Origin of the sequence: Caballeronia sp. S22, assembly GCF_964261745.1 — a bacterium.
Lineage (GTDB): Bacteria > Pseudomonadota > Gammaproteobacteria > Burkholderiales > Burkholderiaceae > Caballeronia > Caballeronia jiangsuensis.
This window is the reverse complement of the sequence record NZ_OZ180038.1, coordinates 1051585-1064071: the sequence shown is the minus strand read 5'-3', so window position 1 is coordinate 1064071 and position 12487 is coordinate 1051585. Positions and strand designations below refer to the sequence as shown.

At 63.9% G+C, this 12487-nt stretch carries 15 protein-coding genes; 10 read left to right on the top strand and 5 right to left on the bottom strand.

The genetic code is table 11. From position 1 onward, the window contains the following. Window positions 1-85 precede the first annotated feature (85 nt). From ACEN42_RS31540 to ACEN42_RS31525, 4 genes are all read left to right on the top strand, one after another. A complete protein-coding gene (locus ACEN42_RS31540) occupies window positions 86-778 on the top strand; it encodes a GntR family transcriptional regulator (RefSeq protein ID WP_284509118.1) in 693 nt (230 codons plus the stop codon). 107 nt (window positions 779-885) lie between these two features. Next, window positions 886-1677, top strand: a complete 792-nt coding sequence (locus ACEN42_RS31535; RefSeq protein ID WP_371883550.1) for an SDR family oxidoreductase — start codon at window positions 886-888, stop codon at window positions 1675-1677. A gap of 14 nt (window positions 1678-1691) precedes the next feature. Then, entirely contained in the window at window positions 1692-2624 is a 933-nt protein-coding gene (locus ACEN42_RS31530; protein WP_371883549.1) for a 3-keto-5-aminohexanoate cleavage protein, read from the top strand. A 143-nt stretch (window positions 2625-2767) separates the two neighbouring features. Further along, entirely contained in the window at window positions 2768-4093 is a 1326-nt protein-coding gene (locus ACEN42_RS31525; RefSeq protein WP_250486012.1) for an MFS transporter, read from the top strand. Between the two features lie 12 nt (window positions 4094-4105). Here the strand turns inward: ACEN42_RS31525 and ACEN42_RS31520 are convergent, their stop codons facing one another. Together ACEN42_RS31520 and ACEN42_RS31515 are read right to left on the bottom strand one after the other, a co-directional pair. Further along, on the bottom strand, window positions 4106-4678 hold the full coding sequence (locus ACEN42_RS31520) for a DUF1993 family protein (protein WP_371883548.1): 573 nt from the start codon (window positions 4676-4678) through the stop codon (window positions 4106-4108). Window positions 4679-4746: 68 nt separating this feature from the next. Next, window positions 4747-6522, bottom strand: coding sequence for a pyrrolo-quinoline quinone (locus ACEN42_RS31515; protein WP_371883547.1), 1776 nt, complete (start codon window positions 6520-6522; stop codon window positions 4747-4749). 283 nt (window positions 6523-6805) lie between these two features. Here ACEN42_RS31515 and ACEN42_RS31510 point away from each other — a divergent pair, with 283 nt between their 5' ends. The 5 genes from ACEN42_RS31510 to fnr all read left to right on the top strand — a co-directional run bounded on the left by ACEN42_RS31510 (window position 6806) and on the right by fnr (window position 10123). Then, on the top strand, window positions 6806-7066 hold the full coding sequence (locus tag ACEN42_RS31510) for a hypothetical protein (protein WP_250486008.1): 261 nt from the start codon (window positions 6806-6808) through the stop codon (window positions 7064-7066). Window positions 7067-7130: 64 nt separating this feature from the next. After that, complete coding sequence (locus tag ACEN42_RS31505) at window positions 7131-7361, top strand: hypothetical protein (protein WP_187604437.1); 231 nt, start codon at window positions 7131-7133, stop codon at window positions 7359-7361. 46 nt (window positions 7362-7407) lie between these two features. Next, the gene (locus ACEN42_RS31500; protein WP_371883546.1) at window positions 7408-8502 is read left to right on the top strand and encodes a PAS domain S-box protein; all 1095 of its coding nucleotides are present in this window, start codon (window positions 7408-7410) and stop codon (window positions 8500-8502) included. Between the two features lie 77 nt (window positions 8503-8579). Continuing rightward, the gene (locus ACEN42_RS31495) at window positions 8580-9227 is read left to right on the top strand and encodes a response regulator (RefSeq protein WP_371883545.1); all 648 of its coding nucleotides are present in this window, start codon (window positions 8580-8582) and stop codon (window positions 9225-9227) included. Between the two features lie 161 nt (window positions 9228-9388). Continuing rightward, window positions 9389-10123, top strand: a complete 735-nt coding sequence (fnr, locus tag ACEN42_RS31490; protein ID WP_371883544.1) for a fumarate/nitrate reduction transcriptional regulator Fnr — start codon at window positions 9389-9391, stop codon at window positions 10121-10123. On the opposite strand, the gene ACEN42_RS31485 is transcribed toward fnr, so the two are convergent. The 3 genes from ACEN42_RS31485 to ACEN42_RS31475 all read right to left on the bottom strand — a co-directional run bounded on the left by ACEN42_RS31485 (window position 10099) and on the right by ACEN42_RS31475 (window position 11261). Continuing rightward, the gene (locus ACEN42_RS31485) at window positions 10099-10404 is read right to left on the bottom strand and encodes a DUF1488 domain-containing protein (protein WP_035505033.1); all 306 of its coding nucleotides are present in this window, start codon (window positions 10402-10404) and stop codon (window positions 10099-10101) included. The genes fnr and ACEN42_RS31485 overlap by 25 nt on opposite strands. A gap of 82 nt (window positions 10405-10486) precedes the next feature. Continuing rightward, entirely contained in the window at window positions 10487-10783 is a 297-nt protein-coding gene (locus tag ACEN42_RS31480) for a hypothetical protein (RefSeq protein ID WP_371883543.1), read from the bottom strand. A 31-nt stretch (window positions 10784-10814) separates the two neighbouring features. After that, window positions 10815-11261 (bottom strand): universal stress protein, encoded by a 447-nt coding sequence (locus ACEN42_RS31475; protein ID WP_371883542.1) that lies wholly within the window; start codon window positions 11259-11261, stop codon window positions 10815-10817. 215 nt (window positions 11262-11476) lie between these two features. Between ACEN42_RS31475 and ACEN42_RS31470 the strand changes: the two genes are divergently transcribed. Beyond that, window positions 11477-12304 carry a universal stress protein gene (locus ACEN42_RS31470; protein ID WP_371883541.1) on the top strand — a complete coding sequence of 276 codons (828 nt, stop codon included), beginning with the start codon at window positions 11477-11479 and terminating at the stop codon, window positions 12302-12304. Window positions 12305-12487: the final 183 nt, after the last annotated feature.

Sequence of the window (12487 nt, the reverse complement as noted above, 5' to 3'; positions counted from 1 at the left end):
TAAAACGATGCCGAAATCAAACTGTGATCACAGATCAAAGATCAGCAAGGAAATGCACGTGTCGCCCCGATCCCTGACGCAACCCATGCCGCAACTCGAAGTCATCGCCACGGAAACGATGGCGACCAAGGTCTATCAGCAACTGCGCGAAGCGATCATGAGCGGCAGTTTCGCCGCCGGCCAGCCGCTGAGCCTGCGCGGCGTCGCCGAAGCAGTCGGCCTCTCGACGATGCCCGTGCGCGCCGCGCTCACGCGACTGCGCGCGGAAGGTGCTCTGGTCGATGGCCCGTCGCGCGGCCTGATGGTCCCGCCGATGACGCTCGACCTGCTCGAAGAACTGCGCGACGTGCGCATCGCGCTGGAAGGCTGCGTCGCGGAGCGCGCGGCGGCGCGCATGACGAACGACGACGTCGCCGCCGTGCAGCGCATCTTCGACGAAATGGATGCCCACGTCGAAGCCGACGATGCCCGCGCCTATCTGCGCTGCAACTTCGCGTTCCATACGAGCATCTATCGGCACGGCGCAAGCGAGATGACGCTCGCGACGATCCAGAACATGTGGATGCGCATCGGTCCGTTCCTGAACATGGTCGCGCCCGACGTGGCGCACATGCGCGTGTCGATGCAGGCGCACCGGCAGATCATCGATGCGCTGTGGAAACACGACGGCGCCGCCGCGCGCGAAGGTATCGCAAAGGACATTCGCGACGCGGCGAGCGATCTCGAAGCGCGTCTGCGTTCGCAGGAACCGCGCATGCGGCGTCACGCGCAAAGCTGAACGACGAAGGCGCAACGCGCGCCTCTTCATACGATCATCAGTATTACTAATCGCTTGAGCGAGGACGGCGCACGTCCCGCAAAACATAACCAGAAAGGAGTCGTTCGATGGATTTCACCAAAATGCTCGTTCCGCGCGCAGGCCTGCGTGTGCTGATCACGGGCGGCGCGTCGGGCATCGGTCTCGCGATCGCGAAGGCGTTCGTATCGACAGGCGCGCGCGTGCATGTCTGCGATGTCGATCCGAAAGCCATCGACGCGGTTTCGACCGTTTCGCCGTCGATCACCGGCACGCGCGCGGATGTCGCGAACAAGAACGATGTGAAGCGCGTCTTCGAAGACGTGCGGCGTGAACTCGGCGGCCTCGACGTGCTGATCAACAACGCGGGTATCGCGGGGCCGACGGGCGGCATCGACGCGATCGATTCCGACGACTGGGAAAAGACCATCGACGTGAATCTGAACAGCCAGTACTACTTCTCGCGCGAGGCGGTGCCGATGCTGCGTCAGGCGACCGATGGCGGCGTGATCGTGTTCATGTCGTCGGTGGCGGGACGTCTCGGCTATGGCTTCCGCACGCCTTATTCCGCGACGAAATGGGCCGTGGTCGGCCTCGCGAAGAGTCTCGCCATCGAGCTCGGTCCCGACAACATTCGCGTGAACGCGGTGCAGCCGGGCATCGTCAAGGGTCCGCGCATGGAAGGCGTGATCGCCGCGCGCGCGAAACAGCTCGGCATCGGCTACGAAGAAATGGAAAAGCAATATCTCGCGAAAATTTCGCTGCGCCGCATGGTCACGCAGGAGGAAATCGCCGCGAGCGTGCTGTATCTCAGTTCGCCCGCCGGCAGCGCGGTCTCGGGTCAGGCGCTCTCCGTCTGCGGCAACGTCGAAACGCTTTGAAGCAAGAGGAAAACATGGCAACGAAACGCAAAGTCATCATCACGTGCGCACCGACGGGCGCGATCCATACGCCGTCGATGTCGCCGTATCTGCCGGTCACGCCCGACCAGATCGCCGACGCCGCGCTCGCGGCGGCGAAGGAAGGCGCGGCGATTCTGCATCTGCATGCGCGCGATCCCGAAGACGGACGCCCGACGCAAGACCCCGCCGTGTTCCAGCGCTTCCTGCCGCGCATCAAGTCGCAAACCGATGCCGTCATCAACCTGACGACGGGCGGCAGTCCGCACATGACGGTCGCGGAACGCCTCAAGCCCGCGCATCACTTTCAGCCGGAAGTGGCGTCGCTGAACATGGGCTCGATGAACTTCGGTCTCTATCCGATGCTCGACCGCTTCAAGGATCTCAAGCACGACTGGGAACGCCAGCATCTCGAGAAGAGCCGCGATCTCGTGTTCAAGAACACGTTCGCCGATATCGAATACATCCTCACGTCGTGCTCGGCCAACGGCACGCGCTTCGAGTTCGAGTGCTACGACATCTCGCATCTGTATAACCTCGCGCACTTCGTGGATCGCGGGCTCGTCAAGGGACCGTTCTTCGTGCAGAGCGTGTTCGGCTTGCTGGGCGGCATCGGCGGGCATCCGGAAGATCTCGCGCACATGAAGCGCACCGCGGACCGGCTGTTCGGCAACGACTATGTGTGGTCGATTCTCGGCGCGGGTCGCAATCAGATTCCGCTCGGCTCGATCGGCGTCGCGCAGGGATCGAACGTGCGCGTGGGTCTCGAAGATTCGCTGTGGATCGGGCCGGGTCAGCTCGCCGAGTCGAGCGCGGCGCAGGTGCGCAAGATCCGTCAAGTCATCGAAGGTTTGTCGCTCGAAGTCGCGACGCCCGCCGAAGCGCGGCAGATGTTGTCGCTCAAGGGCGGCGACAACGTGAACTTCTGATTTTCAAACGCACGCGCCGAGTGACCGGCGCGTGCGCTCGCCATTAAAAATACAACGCTTAACGGAGACACTTTCTTGAAACGCCTTCCCGACACCGCATTGCCCGCGCGCCTCGCGCGCCCCTTCTGATTCCGGGAGTCATCATGTCCAAGCCCAACACGACGAGCGCGTCGCACGCATCGCTCAACAGCCTGATGCTGCGCAAGCTGATGCCCTTGCTGGTGATCGTCTATGTGATCAGCTTTCTCGATCGCACGAACATCGCGCTCGCGAAGCATTCGATGAGCATCGATCTCGGCATCTCCGCCGCCGCATACGGACTCGGCGCAGGTCTCTTCTTCCTGACCTATGCGGCCTTCGAGATTCCCAGCAACCTGATCATGCACAAGGTCGGCGCGCGTTTCTGGATCACGCGCATCATGGTGACATGGGGCGCGCTGTCCGTCGCGATGGCCTTCGTCACCGGCGAGACATCGTTTTATGTGATGCGCCTCTTGCTCGGCGCGGCCGAAGCCGGACTCTTCCCCGGCGTGATGCTCTATCTGACGTACTGGTTCGGACGCGAGGAACGCGCCCGCGCTACCGGCTACTTCCTGCTGGGCGTGTGCGTGGCGAATATCGTCGGCGGCCCGCTCGGCGGCGCGCTGCTCGAACTCGACGGCCGGCTCGGCTTTCACGGCTGGCAATGGCTCTTCGTGATCGAAGGCGTGCCCGCGATCCTGCTGGCGTTCGTCGTGTGGAAAATGCTGCCCGATCGTCCGACGAGCGCGTCGTGGCTTTCACGCGATGAAGCCGTCGCGCTGGAACGCCGACTCGCCGCCGAACAGGACGCGCAGGGCGGCGGCCACGGCGCGGGCGCATTGCGCAGCGTGCTCGGCGATCGTCAGGTGTGGCTCGCGATTCTGGTCTACTTCTGCCATCAGCTGACGATCTACACGGTCATCTTTTTCCTGCCGGGCATCATCGGCGCGTCGGGGAAATTTTCTCCGCTGATGATCGGCATGCTCAGCGCGACGCCGTGGGTCGCCGCGGCGATCGGCGCAGCCACGCTGCCGCGCTTCGCGAGCGATTCGTCAAAGAGCCGTCGCATCCTGATCGCCGGACTCGTCATCATGGCGTCGGGCATGCTGATCGCGGCATGGGCTTCGCCGGTGATCGGCCTGCTCGGCGTGTGCCTCTCGGCGCTGATGTTTTTCGTCGTGCAGTCGATCATCTTCACGTTCCCGCAGTCGCGCCTTTCGGGCAGCGCGCTCGCGGGCGGTCTCGGCCTCGTCAATTCGTGCGGCCTCTTGGGCGGCTTCGTCGGACCGACGGTGATGGGCATCATCGAGCAGACGACCGGCCGCGCGATGAACGGGCTCGTGTGTCTCGCGGTCGCGCTCCTGTTCGCCGCGGTGTGCAGCACGCGCCTGCGTCACGGCAACGAGGATTGCGCCGACGACAAACGCGGCGTGATGTCGAACGCGTAATCCGCCGGCGTTTCAACCCTGCGGCAACGTGCCGGGCCGGATATACGCGAACATGTGCGCGATGTAATCCGGCTTGTCGAGCGGCACGCCGTGATTGCGCAGGATCGCGTACGCGGTCACGGCATGAAAATAAAACTGCGGCAAGCACCAGTCGCGCGCGTATTGCTCGCCGGTCATATCGAACACGATGCCGTTGGGCAGATCGAGCGCGATCTGCGCATCGGCTCCGGCATCGAGGGCATCGGGCGCAAGGCCTGAAAGAAACGCGATCGCTTCCGCGATGCGCGCCTGCGCGTCGGCGAACGAGCCGGGCTGCTCGTTCGACTTCCATCCTTCTTCACGCACGCTGCGCAAGGTCGGCGGCACGGCTTCTCCGCGCAATCGATACGCCGGCTCCTGCGCCTGAAAGCACACGAAGCGCACTTGCGCCGCGAGCGGATACATATCGGGCGCGAGACGCAGGGTCACGAGCGCATCGGGATTCGCGTCCTTTTCCTGCTGATGCGCGGCGGCCTTGTCGAGCCATGTCGACAGGTTCTTCAGCGTCTGCAAGAAGGTCGGAACGAGAAGACGGGTCAGTTGCATGAAAAACGCTCCACGGGTTGAAGTTCCGCGATCTTATCCCGATGCGGCACTTCCTCGCGCGGAACGCTTCATAGCAAGCCGAATACGACGACGCCGGTTTTCGTGCCTACATAGACCTTGCCGTTCGCGATGGTCGGCGAGATGAACTTGTTGTTGCCGAACTGATCGCGCGTGCCCGCCTGATTGCTGTTGTACAACTCGGTCGCGAGATTGCCCGCGTTGTACGCATGCAGCACGGCAGTGGGCGTGGTGTTCTCGACGCCCCATACGATGCCGTTCGTGTTGCCGTTCGCGGAGATGACGGGCGCCAAGCCCGGGAAATTCCAGTTGCCCGCCGGGCTCGTGGTCTGACTCGACGCGACCGTCGCCACTACCGCGTTCACGACCGGCAGCGCCTTGAGGTGATCGCCCGCAGGACCGATATAGATCGTATTGTTGTAAAACGCGGGCGCGGTGAACACAGGGCCGGTGATCGTCGAATACAGCGGCTGATAGATGTGATCGGCGTTCGAATCGAACTTGCCCATCGAGTCGCGATTCACGACGTACAACACGCGCGTCTTGCCGCCGCCTATCGCGAGATGCTGCACGTTGCCGTTGATATCGGTGACATCGGGGAGGACCAGCACGCCGCCCGAGCCGAGATCGAGGTCCGCGTTCGATTCCGCGATGGTATCCGACGGCTCGAAGTAATCGCTCACCTGAAGCGCCAGCGTCGGCGTCGGCGTGACCTTCAGGAAGCCGTTGCCGAAGTCGTTCTTGTTGGGCATCTCCTGCGCGTTGGTGGTCGGATCGAAGGTGCCGTTGCCGTCGAGGAAATAGATCGACGTGCCATCCGATGCGAGGCCCGCGCCGCCCATCCAGATGCCGCCCATCTGGCCGTTCGGCGTCACGTTGACGATGCCTGTCTGCTTGAGCGTATCCGCGCTGTAGCCGATGACCCAGCCGGTGTACGGCAAGGCATCGCAATGCGAGCTCCATGCCGTATAGACGACGCCGTTCATGAGCAGCAGCGACGCGCGCTCGATGTACTGGCCGGGCGTGAAGGGCACGACGCCGTTCACGCTGCCCGATCCGGTGCCGGGATACGAACCGGTGATTTCGGTCGGACCGCCGAAGAGCTCGGCGCCTGTCGCGATGTCGATTGCATGAATGCGCTGGTGATACGCGCCGCCGCTGTCCTTCGACATGCCGACGACATACATCGCGCCATTCGGCCCCCTCGTGCGATCGATGACGGGCGTCGCCGTGATGCCGATGGTCGGCGTGGTCTGGTCGCAACCGTGATCGTCGCTCGGAACTTCGCCCGCGAGCAGCGTGGAGACGTGCCAGAGCACGGCGCCCGTGTCGGCATCGAACGCGTAGATGCTCGCGTTCTCCGTTTCGACATACAGCACGTTATGCGTGCCGCCCGCGATCGGCACGTTGCCGAGAAAGAGCGGCTGGGCATCGACGGCGCCATCGACCGTATAGAAGCCGAGCTTGCCGAATGTCGAGCTGTTGACGTTGGCCAGCGTGAGCTTGGTTTCGGCGAGCTGCTGCGCGGTGCGGCGGATGTCGTTGTGATACGTGGTGACGTCCATCGGCGTCGATGCGGACGGCCGGGTCGTCGCGGGCGTGCTCGCGCCCGAAGGTGCGCTCGCGCCGCTTGCCGGCGACGCCGACGATGCGGGTGATGCCGACGATGCCGGCGTCGCCGGACTCGACGCCGCAGCCGGCGACGATGCCGATGCCGCGCCTCCGGATGTCGCGGACGGATCGGAGCTGGAACTGCCTCCGCTGCATCCGCCGATGATCGCTGCAATGGCAACTGCGGTCACGCCAACCGATAAATGCCCTTTCATCTGCGGATCTCCGTTTCGGGACGAGCGGCCGGCCCCCGATGCTCGCGATTATTGTCTGCGGCGGCTTAATACGGGAAAAGATCGTCGGGGGACGGCTAGGATTTGTCGGAACGGTCGGTCTCGCTCCCGTGCGCCCTTCCCTCTGAGTTAAGCACACGCCGGAGAAAAGTAAAAAAGCTTAAATCGGATAAGCCGACAAAAATTGAACGGTTAGGCTTATTGCTTACGGAATGAAGGGCATCACAAGTGCCACTCCACCGAAAACATAGAACCTGAGAGAACGATGACCCAATCAGAAAATGTCATCTACAAAGGCCATGTGCTGAGCGCGACCGCCGTGCTGGAGCAGGACCGCTATGCGGCGATGCTCATCGTCCGGGAACCGGACGGCACGCGCCGCTCGAGCGGCATGCTCGGCGAATTCGCCAGCGCGACCGGCGCGGTCCGCTACGCATTTGCGTATGGCATGGCCGAGATCGATCACCGGCAGTCCATGCAGCACCCACGCCCTTCCAGCGGCGCCCGCGTTGACCAGCACGCCTGATCCCGGGCGCAACTCGCGGCATGCACGCCGCCCGCGCCTCCGACCATTCCGACAAGTCAAATCTATGATCATCTATCATCGGGGAGCGGCTTTTCAGCCCTCCGTCACTCGTGTGGGCAATGCGTTCGTCGCGACCGCGTCGATTCTGGAAGAGGACGGCCACGCCACCTCGCTCGGCAATCTCGGCGCGTTCGCAAGCAAGGACGGCGCGCTCGGTTTCGCGGTGCGCTGCGCGACCGCCTTTCTCGATGGCGACGAACTGCCCATGCCGCCTTTCCGGCTGACTACGCAATAGCATTGCAGCGCGTCGCACGTTGCTTGCGCGCCTGCCCCTTGCAACGATGACGAACGCACCCGCAACCGAACCCGTCGATCCACGCGCGCCGCTCTCGCCCTCGCTGCAGACGGATGCGTCTTTCCGGCTTCTCGTGGAGGCCGTCGAAGACTATGCGATCTTCCTGCTCGACGCGCACGGCAACGTCGCGACATGGAACAACGGCGCAAAAAGGATCAAGGGCTATGACGCGCGGGAAATCGTCGGCCGTCATTTTTCCGTCTTCTATCCGCCCGAGGACATCGCGGCAGGCAAACCGCAGAGCGAACTCGCGATAGCGGCGCAGGCCGGGCGCGTCGAAGACGAAGGCTGGCGCATACGCAAGGATGCGAGCCGCTTCTGGGCGAACGTCGTCATCACCGCGCTGCACGACGCGCGCGGCAATCTGCTCGGCTTCGCCAAGGTCACGCGCGACATGACCGACCGGTTGCGGCTCACCGAGCTGCAACACGCGCGCGAACTCTCCGCGCACGTGCAGAGCGCGCTCGAAAACGAGCGCGCGTCGATCGCCCGCGAATTGCACGACGATCTCGGCCAGCAACTCGCCGCGCTCAAGATGCAGATCTCCCTTCTCGACACCGGCGCGCACGATGCGCATATCGCGAAGCAATCGCTCGCGCAGATCGACACGATCATCGGCTCGGTGCGGCGCATCGCGGCAGGCCTGCGTCCGCCCGTGCTCGACGACCTCGGTCTCTTCGCTGCGATCGACTGGCTCGCCTGCGACTTTCGCCGGCGCTACGATCTGACGATTCACCTGGATCTCGAAGGCGAGGAAGACGGATTCGACACGACCGCCTCCACCTCGGTCTTCCGGCTGGTTCAGGAAGCGCTCACGAACATCGTGCGCCATGCGCGGGCCAGCGAGGCGCGCATCGCGATCGTCTGCGCGCAGTCGCGCTGCACGCTGACCATAGAAGACGACGGCTGCGGCGCCGATGTCACGCGCGGGCGCGCCGCCGGCGCGTTCGGCCTGCTCGGCATGGGCGAGCGCGTGCGTCAACTGGGCGGCGTCATCGCGTTTCGCAGCGCGCCCGGCGAAGGCTTTCGCATTCGCGCGGAGATTCCGCTCGGGCATCGCGCCGGCGACGGCTTCCCTTGATTTGAGTCAACCGCTACGAGGCTGTCGTCGGTAAACTCGAACTCCGCGCGAGTCGGTCGACAAAAGGAATCGCATCGATGACGATAAGAGTGCTGATTGCCGATGACCATGCACTCGTGCGCGACGGCCTGCGCCACATCCTCGCGAACGCACACGGCTTCGAGGTCGCCGGCGAAGCGAGCGACGGACCGGCCACCCTCGCGCTCGCACGCGCGACCGATGCCGACGTCCTCGTGCTCGATCTTTCGATGCCGGGCCGCGGCGGCCTCGACCTGCTCAAGCAGATCAAGGACGAAAAGCCCGCCATGCGCATCCTCGTGCTCACCATGCACGCTGAACAGCAATACGCCGCGCGCGCCTTCAAGGCGGGAGCGTCGGGATACATCACCAAGGAAAGCGCGAGCGCGGAACTGGTCGCGGCGGTCGGCAAGGTCGCGTCGGGCGGCGTCTACGTGAGCCTCGCGATGGCCGAACGCTTCGCGCAGAGCCTCAGCGAACCCGCCGACGCGCTGCCGCATCAGCGTCTGTCGAACCGCGAGTTCGAGGTGTTCCGGCGCTTGTGCGCGGGCGAGTCGATCAGCGATATCGGCGAGGCGCTGTGTGTGAGCGCGAAGACCGTCAGCACCTACAAGGCGCGCATCCTCGACAAGATGCGCATGCCGCACGAAGCCGCGCTCGTGCGTTACGCGGTGCGCCATCAACTCTTCGACGACGACGGCGCCTGATCCCGATCGACGCGTGTCAGCGTTTCCCTACACGGCTTCCCGAACGCCTACAGCACGATCCGCCAGCGCCGATTTATTTTCGAGATGAAGCGGCCAATAATCCGATGCGTGGCATTCAGAATCGCGCATCGATGCGCGATCCGCCCGACAGGAGGCGCAGCATGATTCCCGCGAGCGCAGAGACTCTCGGCACGAGAGCCGACGTGAAGCGCACGAACACACGTTGTTCGACATGCTCGATGCAGCGCATCTGCATGCCGTCGGATCTATCGCCGGTCGATTACGAACGTCTCGACGCGATCATCTGCTCGACGCGCTCGGTGCGGCGCGGCGAAACGCTCTTTCGTTGCAGCGATCCGTTCCAGAGTCTCTATGCGGTGCGCAGCGGGTGCTTCAAGACCATCGTCATGCACCGCGAAGGCCACGAGCAAGTCACGGGTTTTCATCTGCCGGGCGACGCGCTCGGGCTCGACGGCGTGAGCGCCGATCGTCACACGTGCGATGCGATCGCGCTGGAAGACAGCGTCGTCTGCATCATTCCGTTCGATCTGCTCGAATTGCTGTGCCGCGAAGTCAGGGCGCTCCAGCATCACGTGCATCGCGTGATGTGCGGCGAAATCGTGCGCGAATCCAACCTCATGATGATGCTCGGCACGATGACGGCGGAGCAGCGCGTCGCGGCGTTCCTGCTCAATCTCTCGACGCGCATGAAGGCGCGCGGCTATTCGCCGGCGCAGTTCGTCCTGCGCATGACGCGCGAGGAAATCGGCAGCTATCTCGGCCTGAAGATCGAAACCGTCAGCCGCATGTTCTCCAGGTTGCAGAAAGCCGGCGTGATCGATGCCCGCGGCCGCGACGTGCGGATTCTCGATCAGGCCCGGCTCGAAGAAGTCTGAGCGCGTGCCTGGCGGAAGCGGAAAAATCCGCTGCGCAGCATGACCGATGTGCCGCCGACGCGGCTCAGCACATGCTCGGCGGCCCCTTCGATCGACGAGCGATGGCTCTCGAAAGCCTGCTGTAAATCTTCCTCCCGCCACGACGCAGCACCGAAGTGATCTTCCAGCGCCTCGGCGGAAATGGTGCACGCGATGCGCTCGCCATCGGCGAAGGCGGCGAACGTGAGTGAAGGGACATCGCCCTGATAGACGGGCGGCTGGCTGGGAAATGTGATGTTCATGCCGATACCTCGCAATGGTTTCGACCTGCGGCGCATATCCACTGAGTCTCGGCCATGAATTCGCGCTGCGTATTGATCTGGATCAATACCGCTCGCGCAGGATTCGCACGGCGTCGTCGAAGGCGTGATGCATCGCCACGGTCGGGTCGGCGTCGGTGTTGCGTTGCACCGTGACCTGCTCGGAATCGCGCGTGAGGAGCACCAGTTGCGCATCGTAGACGGGCTGACCGGACGGATCGGGACAGGCTTTGATCGTGAGCCGGCAATCGACGATATCCGCGGCGACGCCCGCAAGCCGCACGAGTTCGACGCCCGCTTCCCGTTCGATCACGTTCGAGCCGGAAAAGCCGAGGTAGGCGATCTGCATTCCGAGGCCCATGTGATTGTTTCTCCTGTCAGGCCGATGATCCTCACCCATCCTTGCCCTCACCATTCGGCGCACGCATCAGCAGCACGGGACACGTCGAGCGTCTGACGAAAGCTTCGGCGACGCTGCCGAGCGCAAGCCGCCGCAATCCGGTCCGGCCATGCGTGCCCATCACGACGAGATCGGCGGGCATATGCGCCGCGCGTCGCTGCAGGCATTTCGCGATCGTGTCGGTCACGTTGCGCGTTTCGGCGAGTTCGGTTTCGCAGTCGACGCCCGCAGCGATCGCACGCGCCTGCGCGGTCTCCAGCGTGCGCGTGCCGTCCTCGCGCACGCTCACGCGATACTGCGCGGGAAACGACGAAAGCGCGGCCACGTCGATGACGAAGACGATGTACACCTTGGCGAGCGCGCCGATACGGATCGCTTCGTCGAGCGCGCGTTGCGAGCATTCACTGCCATCGAGCGCAACCAGGATATTGCGGTACATCGTCTTTCGTCCTTCACGTCTGTGCGATGCGTTCGCGCACATGGCGCGGCGAACGCACTCACTTTATCGCGCTGCTTGTCTGCGCAATTGACCTGAATCAAGCGCAAGCGCATCGGTGCGCGACGCCGCTTCCGTTGATCTGAGTCAAGCGAATAAAGGCAACGTCTCCTTAGACTCGGGACCATCAACTCTCAGCGGACTCCAGGAGTCATTCGATGAGCTACAAGACGATCCTTGTGCATCTCGATACGAGCGTGCGCGCCCATCCCCGTCTGGAAACCGCGCTGCAACTCGCGAGGCAATGCGACGCGTATGTGATCGGCTTCTATTCGGTTTTCGAGCCGAACGCGCGCGCGTTCAATGTGATGGCCGGCACCGCCGCCTACTACGAAGCGCGGGCGGCCGTGCGCCGCGAACAGGCCGGCGCGCTGGAGCGGCTCTTTCACGCGGAGTTGAACCGTGCGGGCGTATCGGGCGAATGGCTCGCGCCAGCCGAACCGGCGGATCATGCGGTGCCGCATCACGCGCGCTGCGCCGATCTCGTGATCGCGGGCCAGGACGATCCCGGCGATCCCGAGTCCTATATCGGCGACGGCTTTCGCGAAAATCTCATCCTGTCGGCCGGACGTCCGGTGCTGCTCGTGCCCTGCACCGGTTTCTTTCCCTCCATCGGCCGGTTTCCGATGATCGCGTGGGATGGCGGCCGCGAAGCGGCGCGAGCCGTCCACGACGCGTTGCCATTGCTGAAGGCCGCCGGGCGCGCGACCATCGTCAAGGTCGATGAGAAAACGGATGAACGCATCGCGGACGCGGACATCGCCGCGTGCATCGCGCGGCATGGCGTGGAGGTCGATATCGTGTCGGGCGCGAGCGGCGCGGATGCGTCGGCGGGCGACATCCTGCTATCGCGCGCCGCCGATCTCGGCGCGGATCTCGTCGTGATGGGCGGCTACGGTCATGCGCGCTGGCGCGAACTCGTGCTCGGCGGCGCGACGCGCACCTTCCTGCAATCGATGACCGTGCCGGTGCTGATGTCGCATTGATGTGCGCCGTGTACGATAGAGACGTCGATATCGGATTTCAGGAGGCGCCATGAAAGCGGTATGCCCGCTGCACGGGCCGACAACCATCGTCCGCACGAACGCGTATGGCTTTCCGGTCTACGCGTGCTGCTGCGACGACGTGCCTTATGCCACGCCGCCGGATGCATGCACGAGGGCGCCGAC